The organism is Microbacterium sp. (assembly GCF_017305435.1).
Lineage (GTDB): Bacteria > Actinomycetota > Actinomycetes > Actinomycetales > Microbacteriaceae > Microbacterium.
Genome location: NZ_JAFKIP010000004.1, coordinates 439,199 through 454,570, shown reverse-complemented (window position 1 = coordinate 454,570; position 15,372 = coordinate 439,199). Strand labels below are relative to the sequence as shown.

Sequence of the window (15,372 nt, the reverse complement as noted above, 5' to 3'; positions counted from 1 at the left end):
CTCAATCCCGGTTGTACTACCGTTCCTGACATGCGCGTCGACATCGTCACGAAGGAGTATCCGCCCGAGATCTACGGAGGGGCGGGTGTCCACGTCACCGAGCTCGTCCGCGCCCTGCGCGGGAGCCTCGAGGTGCGCGTTCACGCGTTCGGCGCCGACCGCGACGAGGACGGCACGATGTCCTACGCCGTGCCGGTCGAGCTGCAGTCTGCGAACGCCGCCGTGCAGACCCTCGGCGTGGACCTCGAGATCGTGGGCGATGTCGCCGGGGCCGACGTCGTGCACTCGCACACGTGGTACGCGAACTTCGCCGGGCATCTCGCCTCGCTCCTGCACGGAATCCCGCACGTCGTGACCGCGCATTCTCTCGAGCCGCTGCGTCCGTGGAAGGCGGAGCAGCTCGGGGGCGGGTACGCCGTGTCGAGCTACATCGAGAAGACCGCGTACGAGAGCGCTGCGGCGGTCGTCGCGGTGAGCGACGGCATGCGTCGCGACATCCTGCGCAGCTACCCGGACCTCGACCCGGACAAGGTCCGCGTGATCTACAACGGGATCGACGTCGACGCGTGGCGACCGCGCACCGATCACGCCCTCCTCGAGCGCTTCGGCATCGACCCGAACGTCCCCTCTGTCGTCTTCGTCGGACGGATCACGCGGCAGAAGGGCCTGCCGTACTTCCTGCGCGCCGCGGCCCTGCTGCCGAAGGACGTGCAGATCGTGCTGTGCGCCGGCGCGCCGGACACCCCGCAGATCATGGCGGAGGTGGAAGGCCTCGTCCGCGACCTGCAGCAGACGCGCGACGGCGTCGTGTGGATCGACGAGTTCCTCCAGCGCGATGAGCTGTGCGCGATCCTGACCTCCGCGACGACGTTCGTCTGCCCGAGCGTCTACGAGCCGCTGGGGATCGTGAATCTCGAGGCGATGGCGTGCGGGGCGGCGGTCGTCGGAACCGCGACCGGCGGCATCCCCGAGGTCGTCGTCGACGGCGTCACGGGCCGCCTCGTGCCCATCGAGCAGGTGCAGGACGGCACCGGCACGCCGACCGATCCCGACCGGTTCGTCGCCGATCTGGCCGCAACTCTCACCGAGGTCGTCTCCGACCCCGAGCGCGCGCGGGCGTACGGCGCCGCGGGTCGGGAACGCGCCGCATCGGCGTTCAGCTGGCAGGCGATCGCCGACACCACGAGCGCCCTCTACCGCGAGGTCGCCGACGCGTCCCGATAGGCTGGGGGACATGCCTCAGGTGCTCGAACTCGCCGATGTCGTCGTCCGCCGCAACGCCCGAAACATCGTCGATCACGTCGAGTGGAGCGTGAACGACGACGAGCGCTGGGTGATCCTCGGGCCCAACGGCGCGGGGAAGACGACGATCCTCCAACTCGCCGCGACGCTCGTTCACCCCACCTCCGGACGTGTGTCGATCCTGGACGAGACGCTCGGCCGCGCCGACGTCTTCGAACTGCGCCCGCGCATCGGCTTCGCATCCTCGGCGATGGCGCGCAGGATGCCGCCGGAGGAGACCGTGCTGGATGCCGTGATGACAGCGGCCTTCTCGGTCATGGGCCGGTGGAACGAGCAGTACGAGGCGATCGACGAGAAGCGTGCGCACCGCGTGCTCGGCGAATGGAAGCTCGCGCACCTCGCCGAGCGCACGTTCGGCACCCTCTCCGACGGCGAGCAGAAGCGTGTGCAGATCGCGCGCGCCGTGATGACCGACCCCGAGCTGCTGCTCCTCGACGAGCCGACCGCGAGTCTCGACCTCGGGGCGCGCGAGGAGCTGCTCGCCCTCCTCGGCGGGTACGCGCAGGCGCCGACGACGCCCGCGATGGTGATGGTCACCCACCACGTGGAGGAGATTCCCGTCGGCTTCACGCACGTCCTCCTGCTGCGCGACGGGGGCGTCGTCGCGGCGGGTCCGATCGCCGAGGCGCTGACGGCAGAGAACCTCTCCGACACCTTCGGGATGCCGATCGCGCTCTCGAGCGAGGACGGTCGTTTCGCGGCGCGCGCGACCGCGGTTTCCTGAACCGCGCGTTCGGCTGGTAGAATCGATCCTTGGTGCACTCTGCATCACAGACTTCCCTCGCCCTGGCAAAATCCAGGGCACCACGTAAGGAACCCCATGAAGACTGACATCCACCCCGAGTACCAGGCGGTCGTGTTCCGCGACCTCGGCTCCGGCGAGACCTTCCTCACCCGTTCGACGGTTACGAGCGACAAGACGATCGAGCTCGACGGCGAGACCTACCCCGTCATCGACGTCGAGATCTCCTCGGCTTCGCACCCGTTCTACACGGGCAAGCAGCGCATCATGGACTCGGCCGGTCGCGTCGAGAAGTTCAACCAGCGCTTCAAGAACTTCGGCTCCAAGTAAGTCCGAGCCGCACGAATGCCCCGCCTCGGCGGGGCATTCGTCGTTTCCCGGCGCAGTGCACCGTCAACGGATCGGCCAGGCGCCGTCGATGCGGTCTTCGGGATCGATGCGCCCGATGCGGACGAAATACTCCGTGAGGCTCTCGGCCTGCGCGCGGGCCCAGGCGATCTGCTGAGTGTGCAGCTCGTGGACCGGGCCCGTGAGCGCGAAGCGCCGTGCAAGCGCCTGCGCGACCCGCCCGGCCGCGATCGCGTCCGCGGCGGCGTCGTGCGCGCCGACGAGCGCGACGTCGTAGTGGGCGGCGACGACCTCGAGTGTGCGCTTGCCCTTACGGAAGCGGTCGTGGGCCTTGTCGAGGACGAGCGGATCGACGACGGGCGCGGGGGCGTCGATCGGCGGGATGCCGTGGCGCAGGGACTCGTACTTAAGCAGGGAGAAGTCGTAGGGGGCGTTGTACGCGACGACGGGTACGCCGCCGGCGAAGAGCTCTCGCAATTCCGCCACCACCTCGGCGATGACCTCGGCGGCGGGGCGTCCCTCGGCACGCGCGTGGGCGGTGGTGATGCCGTGGACGGCCGTGGCGCCCTCGGGGATCTCGATGCCGGGGTCAGCCATCCACGAGCGCGAGCGCAGGGCGGTGCCGGTGCCATCGAGGAGCCCGACGTGGGCCGTCACGATCCGGTCGTGCTCGACATCGACGCCCGTCGTCTCGAGATCGAACACGCCGACGGCATCCGCCCAGCCGCCGGACGAGGCTGCCGCGGCGAGGCCGACCGGGGTGTCGTCGCGCTCTCGGGGTTCCGCCACGATGTCGAGGGCGTCATCGCCCCAGAGGGGGAGCGGAACCTGCCACTGACTCATGCCTCCGAAGGTATGCGACGCCTCGGACATCGTGTCGCAGGCTCGCGGGGCTCGTAGACTCGAGGGATGACCGCGCGCTCGCCCTATGCCGACCGGCTCGCCGCGATCCCGATCGTCCGTCGCACGGTAGAGCTCAGCAACGGCACGACCGCATACTGGGAGTACGGGGATGCCGAGGCATCCGTGACTCTGCTCGCCGTGCACGGCTATCGCGGCGACCACCACGGGCTCGAACCGGTCGTCGCCTTCCTCGAGGGCGTGCGCGTCATCTCTCCCGACCTGCCGGGGTTCGGCGAGACGGCACCGCTCCACGGCGTGGTCCACGACATCGACGCGTACGCGGACTGGCTCGCCGAGTTCGCCGCCGCGGTGGCCCCGGGTGCGCCCGTGCTCGGCCACTCGTTCGGTTCGATCGTCGTCGCCGCCGCCGTCGCCGGTGGCCTCGACACGCCGCGAGTGATCCTCGTGAATCCGATCGGGGCGCCGGCGCTCGAGGGGCCGCGCGGCATCCTCACCCGTCTCGCGGTCTTCTACTACTGGGCGGGCGCGAAGCTGCCGCGACGCCTCGGCGACGCCCTCCTGCGCGCTCGCCTGATCGTGCGCGTCATGAGCGTGTCCATGGCGAAGACCCGCGACAAGCGCCTGCGAGCCTTCATCCACGACCAGCACGATGCGTACTTCTCGCTCTTCGGCGATCGCGACGTGCTGCACGAGGGCTTCCTCGCGTCCGTGTCGAACGACGTGCGCCGGTTCGCGCCGCGCATCGACCAGCCGACGCTGCTCATCGCGGCGGAGAAGGACGACATCACGCCGATCGAGGCGGAGCGACACCTGCGGACGCTCTTCCCCGACGCCGAGCTCGTCGAGATCCCGGACGTCGGTCACCTCATCCACTACGAGACCCCGGAGCGCGCGGCCGTCGAGATCAGGCGCTTTCTTCGGCCTTCCGGCGGCGATACGCGATGACATTCATCCGATTGCCGCAGTTGCCGGTGTCGCAGTAGCGTTTCGACCCGTTCTTGGAGAAGTCGACGTAGACGGCGTCGCAGTCATCCGCCTCGCAGATCCGGACGCGGTCCCACTGGTCGGCGCGGATGACGTCGACGAACGCCATCGCCGCCTCGACGAGCATGCGCACGGACAGCGGCGCATCGGACTCGGTCGCGTGGATGTGCCAGTCGAATCCGTCGTGGATGACGAGCTGGGGGAGTGCGTTCCCGTCCCGCAGCATCGCGTTCACGATCGGCACGGCCGCATCGCGATCGACATCCCAGAGTCCGCGCAGCCGGCTGCGGTTCGCGCGCACCGCGTCGAGCTCCTCGTCGTCGCGGTGAAAGGTCCCGGTGTACGCGTACTCGTCGAGGTAGGCGTCGAAATCGGCCTGCGTGACGAGTTGATCGACGGCCTCGGTGCCGACGTGAGGCAACGTGTTCACGAGCGCCGCGGCCGCGCGCAGCGACTGCTCGGTGTCATGGATGAAAACCACATTGACTCCTGACTGATTCGGGCAGTACTGTCACCAGTGTAGAGACCGAATACTCATGACAGGACCGTCGGTGACGCACACCGCCCCGCTCGAGATCATCCCATCCGCCGCGCGAGACCTCCCCGCGGCGCACCGCGCCACCGGCGCAGGAGGACGTGCCCCCCACTCCCCGGCGCGGGCACGTACGGTCGGCATCGTCATGGCCGTGACCTCCGCGCTCGCCTTCTCGTCGAGCGGGCCTCTCGTCAAGCCGCTGCTGGAAGCCGGCTGGTCGCTCTCGGCGGCCCTCGTGGTCCGCATGGGGCTGGCGGGCCTCGTCCTGTCGCCGGCACTCGTGGCGGCCGTGCGTCGCGAGCGGTCCTTCCTTCGCCGGCACTGGCGCTCCCTGGTCATGTTCGGCCTGATTCCCGTCGCGGGGTGCCAGCTGCTCTTCTTCTCTGCGATGCAGCGGATGCCGGTCGCGGTCGCGCTGCTCATCCAGTACCTCGCGCCCGTCCTGCTCGTCGTGTTCGTGTGGATCCGCACTCGACGAGCGCCGTCGCGGCTCGTGATCGTGGGATCGATCGTCGCGATCGTTGGCCTCGTGCTCGTCGTGGACATCTCCGGGGCGCGCTTCGACCTGCTCGGCACGCTTCTCGCCCTCGGAGCCGCCATCACCGTCTGCGTGTACTTCGTGATGAGCGAACGTACGGGCGATGACCTGCCCCCGCTCGCGCTCGCCTCCGGCGGCCTCCTCGTCGGGGCTGCGTTCATGGGCCTTCTCGCGGTGACGGGCGCCCTGCCGTTCTCTGCCCCCGCCGTCACAGTCGCATTCCGCGGCGTCGAGGTCCCCGGCATCCTTCCGATCCTCTGGGTCGGCGCCGTGGGGACGACGCTCGGCTACGCGCTGGGCGTCATGGCCGTTCCCCGCGTCGGGTCGCGGCTCGCCTCGTTCATCGGGCTGAGCGAGGTGCTCTTCGCCCTCGGCTTCGCATGGCTGCTCCTCGGGGAGACGCCAGGCCCGATCCAGTTCGTCGGCGGCGTCGTGCTGCTCGTGGGCGTCGTCCTGGTCCGGCAGGATGCCGGTGACCGCGGCCGCGTCGATGCCGAGGGCGAGTTCGCGCGCGCCGCTATGATTCCCGTCGAGCCGCTTCCCGCAGAGCCGGGTCCCGGCTCGACACCTCCAGCAGAGGACGCACGCGGTAACCGATGACCTCACCCATGACGAGGGAGGTCTCGGTGCGCTCGACGCCCTCGATCGCGAGAATCCGTGCGTCGACGTCGAAGAGGTGCTGGGTGTCGCGCGCGACCACGCGGACGAGGAGATCCACCTCACCGCTCATGCCGTGGGCCTGAACCACTTCGGGGATCTCGGCGATCGCGGTCGTGATGCGCGGAAGGTCAGCCTGGCGCACCATGACGCTCACCATCGCTTCGATCGGCAACCCCAGCGCCTTGGTCGACATGGCGCGCTCGTAGGAGTGGAAGACTCCAGACCGCTCCAGCCGGAGCATGCGCGCCTGGACGGTGTTGCGCGACAGCCCGAGACGGTCGGCGAGGGCCACGACGGTGGCGCGATGGTCGTCGGCCAGTGCGCTCAGCAGCTCGAGGTCGACGCGATCTAGAGAACCCATAGTGCTGAATACTAACAGCGCTCCGGTGACGCGACTGCGCAACATGCTCAGCATGCCTTCGAATGCTTGAGCGAGGTGCGAGTCGCCCGTACTCTCAAACCCAATCGGCGACGAAGCCGACGTCCGGACGTGCCGCGGCCCACGAAGCCTCGGCGCACCCCGAAGGGATGACGACGATGCACACCCTGATCACTGCCCCGGCGCCCGCGCAGGACACCGACGACCTCGCCCAGCTCCTGACCCCCGACGGCGAACGGGTGCACGATACCCGCCTGGATCAGTGGGTGGAGGACATCGACGTCGACCAGCTGCGTGATCTGTACCGTCGGATGGCGATCGCCCGTCGCGCCGACGTCGAAGGCGTCGCACTGCAGAGGCAGGGACACCTCGGGCTCTGGGCCCCCGCGCAGGGCCAGGAGGCGATCCAGATCGGGAGCGCGCGCGCCTGCCGCCCCGACGACTTCCTCTTCCCGTCGTATCGCGAGCTGGGCGTCCTCCTCAGTCGCGGCGCGCGCGCCGCCGAGCTCGTCCTCGCGTGGCGCGGAGAGGTCCACTCGACGTACGGCCCGCGCGAGCTCCACCTCGCGCCTCTGCAGATCATCATCGGCGCGCACTCGCTGCACGCGGTGGGCTACGGGATGGGCATCCAGCGCGACGGCGGCGATCAGGTCGCCGTCGCCTACTTCGGCGACGGCGCGACGAGCCAGGGCGACGTCAACGAGGCGATGGTGTTCGCATCGTCGTTCCAGGCGCCCGTCGTCTTCGTCTGCTCCAACAACCAGTGGGCGATCTCCGAGCCCGTGACGGTGCAATCCCGGTTCCCGATCGCCGGACGGGCGCCCGGCTTCGGCATCCCGAGTCTGCGTGTCGACGGCAACGATGTCATGGCCTGCACGGCCGCGATGCGCTGGGCGCTCGATCACGCGCGGCAGGGCGGAGGGCCGGTCTTCATCGAGGCCGTGACCTATCGGATGGGCCCCCACACGACCTCCGACGACCCGACCCGCTACCGCGACACGGCGGAGGTGGAGCACTGGCGCGTGCGTGATCCGCTGCTCCGCCTCGAGTCGTACCTGCGCCGGATCGGCGCTTTCGACGATGCCTTCGGCGCGGAGGTCACCGCCGCCGGCGACCGTTTCGCCGCCGAGATGCGCGATGCCGTTCTCACCGCGACGACCCGGCCCGCGATCGAGGTCCTCGACGACGTCTACGCCGAGCCGCATTCGGGCATCGCTCGCCAGCGGGAACGCTTCGCCGCCTACCTCGACGGCTTCGCGGACGAGGAGGCGTGAGATGGCCCAGTTGACCATGGGCAAGGCGCTCGGCGCAGGCCTGCGCGGTGCGATGGCGCGCGATGACCGCGTGCTCGTCATGGGGGAGGACATCGGCAAGCTCGGTGGCGTCTTCCGCATCACCGACGGGTTGCTCGACGAGTTCGGTCCGCAGCGGGTCATCGACACGCCGCTCGCGGAGTCCGGCATCGTCGGTACGGCGGTCGGTCTCGCCTATCGCGGCTTCCGTCCCGTCGTGGAGATCCAGTTCGACGGCTTCGTGTACCCCGCCTTCGACCAGATCGTCTGCCAGGTGGCGAAGCTGCACTACCGCACGCGCGGGCGAGTCACCATGCCGATCACGATCCGCATCCCCTGGGCGGGAGGCGTCGGCGCGGCCGAGCACCATTCCGAGTCGCCCGAGGCGTACTTCGTCCACACCGCGGGACTGCGGGTCGTCGCGGTGTCGAACCCGCAGGACGCCCATACCGTCCTGCAGCAGGCCATCGCCTGCGACGACCCGGTCGTCTTCTTCGAGCCGAAGCGGCTCTACCACACCAAGGGCGAGGTCGACACGGACGCCGACATCGCGGATGCACCTCCGATGGGGCTCGCCCGCGTTGCTCGCGAGGGGACGGATGTCACACTCCTGACGTACGGCGCGCAGGTGGTGACGGCGCTGGATGCCGCGACCGCCGCCGAGGACGAGGGCGTGTCGATCGAGGTCATCGACCTGCGCTCGCTCTCACCGGTCGACTACCGCACCGTCACGGCGTCCGTGCGCAAGACCGGGCGCGTCGTGGTGACCCACGAGGCGGCGGGCGAGGCCGGCGTCGGCGCCGAGCTGATCGCGAGCGTCACCGAGCAGTGCTTCCATCACCTGGAGACGGCTCCCGTGCGGGTCACGGGCCACGACATCCCCTACCCGCCGGCGAAGCTCGAACGTCATCACGTCCCCGACCTCGATCGCCTCCTCGACGCGGTGGACCGGGTTCTGGATCGACCCCACAGTCTGTCGGGGGTGAACCCGTGATCTCGGAGTTCCGCCTGCCCGATCTCGGCGAGGGGCTGCCGGAAGCCGAGATCGTGCAATGGCTCGTGGCTGAAGGCGACGCCGTCACCCTCAATCAGCCGATCGCCGAGGTCGAGACGGCGAAGGCGATCGTCGAGCTGCCTTCGCCGTTCGCCGGCACCGTCCGTCGGCTCCACGCCGAGACCGGCGCCGTCGTCGAGGTCGGGAGTCCTCTGATCGCGATCGAGGTCGCTGGCGTGGAGGCTCTGGATGCGGCATCGCCGACCACCGACGCGGCGACGGCGAGGGAGGAGGACGAGCCGGAGCGCGCCGTGCCGAACCTGGTCGGCTACGGCGCCGCGCCGCGCACATCGCAACGGCCGCAGCGTCGGGCCCGGACCGGCCGCGTCGCCGCGGCATCCGACACGTCCGTCCTCGAGGCCGCGCCGCACGATGACGTTCCCGAGGCCCCGCCGATCGATGCGCGGGGCGAGCGCCCGCGCTCGACGCCCCCCGTGCGCCTGCTCGCGAAGCAGTTGGGCATCGATCTCGCCCTCGTGGAGGCGTCGGGTGTGGAGGGAGTCATCCGCCGCGAGGACGTCGAGCACTTCGCCGCGCAAGTGAGGGATGCCGCGCCCGCGACGGTCGCTCCGGTGCAGCCGTCAGCGACGCCCACCGCCGTCGACGGGTCATCGTCCGTCACCGGCGAGCGGGAGACGCGGCTGCCGATCCGTGGCGTGCGGAAGGCGACGGCGGCCGCCATGGTGCGCAGCGCCTTCACGGCGCCGCATGTCACGTGCTTCCTCGAGGTGGACGTCACCGAGACCAGTCGGCTCGTCGAGCACCTGCGCGCCGATGCGCGCTTGGCCGAACACCGCATCGGCATCCTCGCCGTGGTCGCGAAGGCGGTGTGCCTGGCGCTGCGCGCCGAGCCGTCGCTCAATGCGCGCTGGGACGACGAAGCGGGCGAGATCGTCCAGTACCACTACGTCAACCTCGGCATCGCGGCCGCGACCGAGCGCGGGCTCATCGTCCCGCACATCCCGGACGCACAGGCGCTCGGGCTCGCCGGGCTCGCCGACGCGATCCGCGGGCTCGCTCAGACCGCGCGCGCCGGACGTGCCGCTCCGTCGGCGCTGAGCGGCGGGACGTTCTCGATCACGAACTTCGGCACGTTCGGCGTCGATGCGGGCACGCCGATCCTCAATCCGCCGGAAGCGGGGATCCTCGGCATCGGTGCGGTGCGTCGCCGTCCGTGGGAGCACGACGGCGAGATCGCGCTGCGCGATGTCCTGACGCTGAGCCTGTCCTTCGATCACCGTCTCGTCGACGGCGAGCAGGGCGCGCGCTTCCTCGCCGCGGTCGGCGACGTGCTGCGCGAGCCCGGCCGGGCGATGCTGCTCGCCTGAGCGCGACCGCACCCGGTGGAGGAGCGCCGACGCGGCATCCCCACCGGGAGCGGTGGCGCGCCGGGCCGTCAGTGCGCGGCGAGTGCGGCGAAGGCCATGTCGGCGAGGATGTCGTGGACCACGGCGTCGTCGGGGACATCGCGCAGACCGCGCACCGAGTGCGGGGTCGAGTTGATCAGACCGAACCCCGCATGAGCGCGCACACGGAGGTCGGCGGCGTCGCGGTCGGGATGGAGACGCTCGAGGACGTCGGTCCAGAGCTCCACGTACTCGCGCTGAAGCCGGCGGACGACATGCCGGTCGTCGTCGCTGAGACGCGCGAGGTCGCGGTCGTGCACGCGGATGACGTCGGCATCGGCCAACGCGAACTCGACGTGGAAGTCGATGAGATCGCGCAGCTGGGCTACCGGTTCGCCGTCGACGGCGACGACGCGCCGCCCTCCCGTCAGCAGCCCCTCGCTCGCGCGGCGCAGGACGGCTCCGAGGAGCGCCTTCTTGCTGGAGAAGTGACGGTAGACGGCGGGTCCCGTGATCCCGACGGCGGCACCGAGGTCCTCGAGACTCACACCGTCGAACCCGTGCGCGGCGAAGAGCCGCGCCGCCTCCTGGAGCAGGGCGTCGTAGCGCTCGGCCTTCGCCCGGTCACGCCCGGTCGCCGGCTCGATGGGGGTATGCGTTGCCATCCCAGTTAATCCTCGCTAACCTGGACTGATTCGGTTAAGGAACACTAACCCGGCGCATCCTTGCGGTGCCAGCGTGAGCGGGGCCCGTGATCCGATCGTGACGCGGAGCGCATCGAAGGAGATGGCATGGGCGTATTGGATGTCGCGGCCTACGGGCTCAGCGACGAGGAACGCGAGCTCGCCGGCATGGTCCGCGCATTCGCCGACGAGCACGTGGCGCCGCGCGCCTACGAGGCCGATCGGACGAAGACCCTGCCGCTCGACGTCGTCGCGGCGATGGGGGAGTTGGGGCTGTTCGGGCTCCCGTTCCCCGAGGAGGTCGGCGGGCAGGGAGGCGACTACGTCGCGCTCGGTCTCGCGATCGAGGGCCTCGGGCGCGTCGACCAGTCGATCGCGATCACTCTCGAGGCCGGCGTCAGCCTCGGCGCCATGCCGGTCTTCCGTTTCGGCACCGATGCCCAGCGTGCCGAGCTCCTGCCCGATCTCCTTGCCGGACGCGCCCTCGCGGGGTTCGGCCTCACCGAGCCGGAGGCGGGATCGGATGCCGGCGGCACCCGGACCACGGCGCGGCTGGAGGACGGGGACTGGGTGATCGACGGCGCGAAGCAGTTCATCACGAATTCCGGCACCGCCATCACGCGATTCGTCACGGTGACGGCCGTCACCGGTCGTCGCGGCGACCGCAAGGAGATCTCCACGATCATCGTTCCGAACGGGACCGAGGGGTTCGAGGTCGGACCCGCATACGACAAGGTCGGCTGGCACGCCTCAGATACGCACCCGCTGATTTTCACGGGCGCGCGCGTGCCCGAGGGAAACCTGCTCGGGGAGCGCGGGCGCGGATTCGCGAACTTCCTCAGCATCCTCGACGAGGGTCGAGTGGCGATCGCAGCGCTCGCCACGGGAGCGGCGGAAGGGTGCCTGGATGCGGCCCTCGATTACGCGCAGAGTCGTCAGGTGTTCGGGGAACGACTGGGTTCGCGCCAGTCGATCCAGTTCATGATCGCCCGCATGCAGGCGCGCGTGCACACGGCGCGCCTCGCATGGATCCACGCCGCGCGCCTGCGTGACGCGGGCCGCCCGTTCGGCCCGGAGGCGGCGATCGCGAAGCTCACGGCGTCGGACGCCGCGATGGACAACGCGCGGGATGCCACGCAGATCTTCGGCGGCAACGGGTTCATGAACGAGTACCCCGTCGCACGGCACTTCCGTGACTCGAAGATCCTCGAGATCGGCGAGGGGACGACCGAAGTGCAGCTGCTCGTGCTCGCGCGCGCCCTCGGCCTCACGCGCGGCGCGGCGGCGTGAGGGGTCAGCCGACCGGAACGGCCATATAGGACAGCACGCTCAATCGGTCCCGCTCCACGCGGAAGGCGTGCGTCGAGGCATTGGCCAGTCGCTCGCCGGCGAGGGGCAGTTCGCCGGCGCTGGCGTGCCGGATCAGTTGCCCGATGAACGCGCCGTGCGACACCGCGATCACCGGGACGTCGGCCGGCGCATGGTGGCGGCGCGCGTCGCGGACGACGCGGCGGACGGCATCCACCGCCCGCGCGCGCAGAGCCTCGTCGTTCTCCGCCTCCGGCACGTTGTCGCGGTTGAACTCGCCGAACCGGGCCCGGTAGTCGTCGATCGTCAGGCCTTCGGCGACGCCGTAGGAGCGCTCGCGCAACTGCGGGTACGCGCGGGTGACGTGGGTGCCGAACTCTGCGGCGATGATCTGCGCCGTCTCGCGGGCGCGGGAGAGATCGCTCGACACGATGAGGGGACGCGCGCCCCCGTGCTGCTGCAACATCCGCTCTGCGAGCACCGCCGCCGTCGCCCGCGCCTGCGTACGCCCGGTCTCGTTGAGGGGAATGTCGGTCGACCCCTGGATACGCCGCGCGGCATTCCAGTCGGTCTCGCCATGGCGTACCAGAAGCAGTGTCGTCACGCTTCGAGCCTACGGGCCCCCGCCTGGGAGCTTTCCCCTCCGACGCCGCTCAGCGGAGCACCGCTCAGCCTGCCGCGGGGAGCGCGTGGGCGAGCGCCTGCAGCACTTCGGTCGTCCCGGCGTCGACCTTCACCGTCGCCCGGCTGTCTCCCCGCGTCTCGCCGCGGTTGACGATCACGATCGGCAGTCGACGACGCCGCGCGCGCTCGAGCAGGCGGATGCCGGAGTTCACGACGAGCGACGATCCGGCGATGAGGAGGGCATCGCTCGCCGCGACCAGCTGCTCGGCCTCGGTGAACTTCAGCGCGGGGATGTACTCGCCGAAGAACACGACGTCGGGTTTGAGCATGCCGTCGCACACGCTGCACGCGGGGACCACGAAGCCCTCGCTGGAGGACCGCAGCACATCGCCGTCGGGGCCGAGCTCGACGGCATCCGGCACGGTGATCCAGGGGTTGTCGCGCTCGACGCGCACGGCGAGGTCACGACGGTCGAAGACCTGGCCGCAGTGCGTGCAGAGCACGCGGCGCATCGTGCCGTGGAGCTCGACGACGCGGCGGCTCCCGGCGCGCACGTGCAGGCCGTCGACGTTCTGCGTGATGAGACCCGTCACGATGCCGGCGCGCTCGAGCGCCGCGAGGGCATCGTGTCCGCCGTTGGGGTGGGACGCCGCGAATGCCCGCCACCCGAGGTGACTGCCGACCCAGTACCGGCGCCTCGCGGCGTCGCTGGAGAGGAACTGCTGCGCCGTCATCGGCGTGCGCACCGGCGCCCCTTTGCCGCGGTAGTCGGGGATTCCCGAATCGGTCGATACACCGGCGCCGGTGAGCACCGCGATGCGCCGGCCGGCGAGGGCGTCGACAGCACGCCCGACCGTCGCCGCAGTCGGCGTGTCGAATTCCAAGACGGTCGTCATGGGGGGCCTCCATGATCGAGCGTACGCCTCGTGCTTTTCCGGGAGGTTACGCGGAGCCCGCCCCGGACGGCCGTGTCGATTCTCCGGTGCGTCGACGTGCGAGCATGGAGCATGCCCGCGATCCGCATCGACGACCCGGCCGATCCGCGGCTCTCCGACTACCGCGACCTCACCGACGTGGCCCTGCGCCGCGTGACCGAACCGGCCGAGGGCCTCTACATCGCCGAGTCCGCGAAGGTCATCGCGCGCGCACTGGCCGCGGGTCACCGGCCTCGGTCGCTGCTCGTGCAGGAGAAGTGGCGGTCGGATGCCGAGGACCTCGCCCCCGACGCGCCCGTCTACGTCGTCTCGGATGCCGTCGCGGAGGAGCTCACCGGGTACGCGATCCACCGCGGCGCGCTCGCGGCGATGCACCGCCCGGCCCTGCGGACGGTCGCCGACGTGATCGCGGGCGCCCGCCTCGTCCTGATCCTCGAGGACATCGTCGATCACACGAATGTCGGCGCCGCCTTCCGCGCGGCGGCGGGCCTCGGCGCCGACGCCGTGCTCGTGACGCCTCGCTGCGCCGATCCGCTCTACCGGCGGAGCGTCCGGGTCAGCATGGGGACGGTCTTCCAGGTGCCGTGGACCCGGCTGCCGGAGGGGCGCGGCGGACCGTGGGTCGCCAGTCGCGAGGTGTTCCGGGACGCCGGCATCCACCTCGCCGCCCTCGCCCTCGCAGACGGTGCCGTCCCGCTCGACGTCTTCGCGGCCGACCGCCCCGAGCGGGTCGCGCTCGTCCTCGGGACCGAAGGAGACGGACTGTCGCGTCGCGCGATCGACACCGCCGATACCGTCGTCACCATTCCCATGGCCGGGGGTGTGGACTCGCTCAACGTCGCGTCCGCGGCGGCCGTGGCGCTGTGGGCGCTGCGCTGACGGGCCTCAGACCGGCTGACCCGGTTGCGCGCCGCGGTCGCGTCCGGGCGCCTCGGTGATCACCGGGAGCGCATCGGGGCGCTTGGCCGTGATGTGGTCGCCCGATGACTGGTGACGCAGGCGCCGCAGCACCCACGGCACGAGGTGCGCACGCGCCCACACGAGGTCGTTCGTCCGCGCCTCGCGCCACGTGAGCGTCGGGAGCGGGTCGGGCTGCATCGGCTGCAGGTCGTTCGGGACGTTGAGGGCGCGCAACACCATCCGGGCGATCTCGTGGTGGCCGAGGGCGTTGTAGTGCAGCCGATCGTCGTCGAAGAACCGCGGGTCCTGTACCTCTTTGAGCGCCCACTGGTCGGCGACGATGCAGTCGTAGCGGTCCGCGATGGCGCGGATGTTCTCGTTGTAGATCGCGACGCGACCCCGGATGCCACGGAACACCGGCGTGAACTCGGTGTCGATGCCCGTGAAGACAACGACCGTCGCCCCCTGCGAGCTCAGCCGTGCGACGGCATCCTCGAACTGAGCGGCGACCAGGTCCGGGTCGCCGCCGGGCCGGATCACATCGTTCCCGCCCGCGGAGAACGTCACGAGGTCGGGCGCGAGGGCGAGCGCGGGCTCGATCTGATCCGCGACGATCTGCGCGATGAGCTTTCCGCGGACGGCCAGATTGGCGTAGGCGAAGTCGTCGACCTGAGCCCCGAGGACCTCCGCGACGCGGTCCGCCCAGCCGCGATGCCCGTCCCCGCCCGGGATCGGGTCGCCGATGCCCTCCGTGAACGAGTCCCCGATCGCGACCATGCGCCGCCAGGGGTGCGCGCTCTCGTTGGGCACGTACGGCGAGCGGTGCTCGTCGGGGCTCGATTCGTTCTCCCGCATGACTCTCCTGACTCGTGGTCCCC

General features: G+C 70.5%; 17 protein-coding genes. 10 read left to right on the top strand and 7 right to left on the bottom strand.

Annotated elements, in window-relative coordinates; translation table 11 throughout:
• Nucleotides 1-30 precede the first annotated feature (30 nt).
• The 3 genes from glgA to J0I43_RS08255 all read left to right on the top strand — a co-directional run bounded on the left by glgA (nt 31) and on the right by J0I43_RS08255 (nt 2,374).
• Entirely contained in the window at nt 31-1,224 is a 1,194-nt protein-coding gene (gene glgA, locus J0I43_RS08265; RefSeq protein ID WP_292861794.1) for a glycogen synthase, read from the top strand.
• Nucleotides 1,225-1,234: 10 nt separating this feature from the next.
• Complete coding sequence (locus J0I43_RS08260; RefSeq protein ID WP_292861791.1) at nt 1,235-2,026, top strand: ABC transporter ATP-binding protein; 792 nt, start codon at nt 1,235-1,237, stop codon at nt 2,024-2,026.
• A gap of 96 nt (nt 2,027-2,122) precedes the next feature.
• Complete coding sequence (locus J0I43_RS08255) at nt 2,123-2,374, top strand: type B 50S ribosomal protein L31 (RefSeq protein ID WP_292861788.1); 252 nt, start codon at nt 2,123-2,125, stop codon at nt 2,372-2,374.
• A gap of 63 nt (nt 2,375-2,437) precedes the next feature.
• On the opposite strand, the gene J0I43_RS08250 is transcribed toward J0I43_RS08255, so the two are convergent.
• Complete coding sequence (locus tag J0I43_RS08250; protein WP_292861785.1) at nt 2,438-3,265, bottom strand: exonuclease domain-containing protein; 828 nt, start codon at nt 3,263-3,265, stop codon at nt 2,438-2,440.
• 36 nt (nt 3,266-3,301) lie between these two features.
• Here J0I43_RS08250 and J0I43_RS08245 point away from each other — a divergent pair, with 36 nt between their 5' ends.
• A complete protein-coding gene (locus tag J0I43_RS08245) occupies nt 3,302-4,201 on the top strand; it encodes an alpha/beta hydrolase (RefSeq protein ID WP_292861781.1) in 900 nt (299 codons plus the stop codon).
• On the opposite strand, the gene J0I43_RS08240 is transcribed toward J0I43_RS08245, so the two are convergent.
• On the bottom strand, nt 4,161-4,721 hold the full coding sequence (locus J0I43_RS08240; protein WP_292861778.1) for a CGNR zinc finger domain-containing protein: 561 nt from the start codon (nt 4,719-4,721) through the stop codon (nt 4,161-4,163). The two genes, J0I43_RS08245 and J0I43_RS08240, sit on opposite strands and share 41 nt — an antisense overlap.
• Nucleotides 4,722-4,791: 70 nt before the next feature.
• Here J0I43_RS08240 and J0I43_RS08235 point away from each other — a divergent pair, with 70 nt between their 5' ends.
• A complete protein-coding gene (locus tag J0I43_RS08235; RefSeq protein WP_292861775.1) occupies nt 4,792-5,913 on the top strand; it encodes a DMT family transporter in 1,122 nt (373 codons plus the stop codon).
• On the opposite strand, the gene J0I43_RS08230 is transcribed toward J0I43_RS08235, so the two are convergent.
• Nucleotides 5,831-6,334: an Lrp/AsnC family transcriptional regulator gene (locus tag J0I43_RS08230; RefSeq protein ID WP_292861773.1), complete on the bottom strand. Its 504-nt coding sequence runs from the start codon at nt 6,332-6,334 to the stop codon at nt 5,831-5,833. The two genes, J0I43_RS08235 and J0I43_RS08230, sit on opposite strands and share 83 nt — an antisense overlap.
• 176 nt (nt 6,335-6,510) lie before the next feature.
• On the opposite strand from J0I43_RS08230, the gene pdhA reads away from it, so the two are divergent.
• Genes pdhA through J0I43_RS08215 form a run of 3 tightly spaced genes read left to right on the top strand, consistent with a single transcriptional unit; the run spans nt 6,511 to nt 10,026 of the window.
• Complete coding sequence (pdhA, locus tag J0I43_RS08225; RefSeq protein ID WP_292861771.1) at nt 6,511-7,626, top strand: pyruvate dehydrogenase (acetyl-transferring) E1 component subunit alpha; 1,116 nt, start codon at nt 6,511-6,513, stop codon at nt 7,624-7,626.
• 1 nt (nt 7,627) lies between these two features.
• Complete coding sequence (locus J0I43_RS08220; protein WP_292861768.1) at nt 7,628-8,638, top strand: alpha-ketoacid dehydrogenase subunit beta; 1,011 nt, start codon at nt 7,628-7,630, stop codon at nt 8,636-8,638.
• On the top strand, nt 8,635-10,026 hold the full coding sequence (locus J0I43_RS08215; protein WP_292861765.1) for a dihydrolipoamide acetyltransferase family protein: 1,392 nt from the start codon (nt 8,635-8,637) through the stop codon (nt 10,024-10,026). Before J0I43_RS08220 ends, J0I43_RS08215 begins: the two co-directional genes overlap by 4 nt.
• 68 nt (nt 10,027-10,094) lie before the next feature.
• On the opposite strand, the gene J0I43_RS08210 is transcribed toward J0I43_RS08215, so the two are convergent.
• Nucleotides 10,095-10,709 carry a TetR/AcrR family transcriptional regulator gene (locus J0I43_RS08210; protein ID WP_292861762.1) on the bottom strand — a complete coding sequence of 205 codons (615 nt, stop codon included), beginning with the start codon at nt 10,707-10,709 and terminating at the stop codon, nt 10,095-10,097.
• Between the two features lie 126 nt (nt 10,710-10,835).
• Here J0I43_RS08210 and J0I43_RS08205 point away from each other — a divergent pair, with 126 nt between their 5' ends.
• Complete coding sequence (locus tag J0I43_RS08205; RefSeq protein ID WP_292861759.1) at nt 10,836-12,017, top strand: acyl-CoA dehydrogenase family protein; 1,182 nt, start codon at nt 10,836-10,838, stop codon at nt 12,015-12,017.
• A gap of 4 nt (nt 12,018-12,021) precedes the next feature.
• Here the strand turns inward: J0I43_RS08205 and J0I43_RS08200 are convergent, their stop codons facing one another.
• Complete coding sequence (locus tag J0I43_RS08200; RefSeq protein WP_292861756.1) at nt 12,022-12,639, bottom strand: histidine phosphatase family protein; 618 nt, start codon at nt 12,637-12,639, stop codon at nt 12,022-12,024.
• 64 nt (nt 12,640-12,703) lie between these two features.
• Nucleotides 12,704-13,555 carry a Sir2 family NAD-dependent protein deacetylase gene (locus tag J0I43_RS08195; protein ID WP_292861753.1) on the bottom strand — a complete coding sequence of 284 codons (852 nt, stop codon included), beginning with the start codon at nt 13,553-13,555 and terminating at the stop codon, nt 12,704-12,706.
• A gap of 111 nt (nt 13,556-13,666) precedes the next feature.
• Between J0I43_RS08195 and J0I43_RS08190 the strand changes: the two genes are divergently transcribed.
• Complete coding sequence (locus tag J0I43_RS08190) at nt 13,667-14,473, top strand: RNA methyltransferase (protein ID WP_292861750.1); 807 nt, start codon at nt 13,667-13,669, stop codon at nt 14,471-14,473.
• 6 nt (nt 14,474-14,479) lie between these two features.
• Here J0I43_RS08190 and J0I43_RS08185 read toward each other — a convergent pair whose 3' ends face one another.
• Nucleotides 14,480-15,349 (bottom strand): SGNH/GDSL hydrolase family protein, encoded by an 870-nt coding sequence (locus tag J0I43_RS08185; protein WP_292861747.1) that lies wholly within the window; start codon nt 15,347-15,349, stop codon nt 14,480-14,482.
• Nucleotides 15,350-15,372 lie beyond the last annotated feature (23 nt).

What these genes read in the sequence shown, in the direction of transcription:
- glgA (WP_292861794.1), top strand. Translation starts at nt 31, where the DNA reads ATGCGCGTCGACATCGTCACGAAGGAGTATCCGCCCGAGATCTACGGA.
- J0I43_RS08260 (WP_292861791.1), top strand. Translation starts at nt 1,235, where the DNA reads ATGCCTCAGGTGCTCGAACTCGCCGATGTCGTCGTCCGCCGCAACGCC.
- J0I43_RS08255 (WP_292861788.1), top strand. Translation starts at nt 2,123, where the DNA reads ATGAAGACTGACATCCACCCCGAGTACCAGGCGGTCGTGTTCCGCGAC.
- J0I43_RS08250 (WP_292861785.1), bottom strand. Translation starts at nt 3,265, where the DNA reads ATGTCCGAGGCGTCGCATACCTTCGGAGGCATGAGTCAGTGGCAGGTT.
- J0I43_RS08245 (WP_292861781.1), top strand. Translation starts at nt 3,302, where the DNA reads ATGACCGCGCGCTCGCCCTATGCCGACCGGCTCGCCGCGATCCCGATC.
- J0I43_RS08230 (WP_292861773.1), bottom strand. Translation starts at nt 6,334, where the DNA reads ATGGGTTCTCTAGATCGCGTCGACCTCGAGCTGCTGAGCGCACTGGCC.
- pdhA (WP_292861771.1), top strand. Translation starts at nt 6,511, where the DNA reads ATGCACACCCTGATCACTGCCCCGGCGCCCGCGCAGGACACCGACGAC.
- J0I43_RS08220 (WP_292861768.1), top strand. Translation starts at nt 7,628, where the DNA reads ATGGCCCAGTTGACCATGGGCAAGGCGCTCGGCGCAGGCCTGCGCGGT.
- J0I43_RS08210 (WP_292861762.1), bottom strand. Translation starts at nt 10,709, where the DNA reads ATGGCAACGCATACCCCCATCGAGCCGGCGACCGGGCGTGACCGGGCG.
- J0I43_RS08205 (WP_292861759.1), top strand. Translation starts at nt 10,836, where the DNA reads ATGGGCGTATTGGATGTCGCGGCCTACGGGCTCAGCGACGAGGAACGC.
- J0I43_RS08195 (WP_292861753.1), bottom strand. Translation starts at nt 13,555, where the DNA reads ATGACGACCGTCTTGGAATTCGACACGCCGACTGCGGCGACGGTCGGG.
- J0I43_RS08190 (WP_292861750.1), top strand. Translation starts at nt 13,667, where the DNA reads ATGCCCGCGATCCGCATCGACGACCCGGCCGATCCGCGGCTCTCCGAC.
- J0I43_RS08185 (WP_292861747.1), bottom strand. Translation starts at nt 15,349, where the DNA reads ATGCGGGAGAACGAATCGAGCCCCGACGAGCACCGCTCGCCGTACGTG.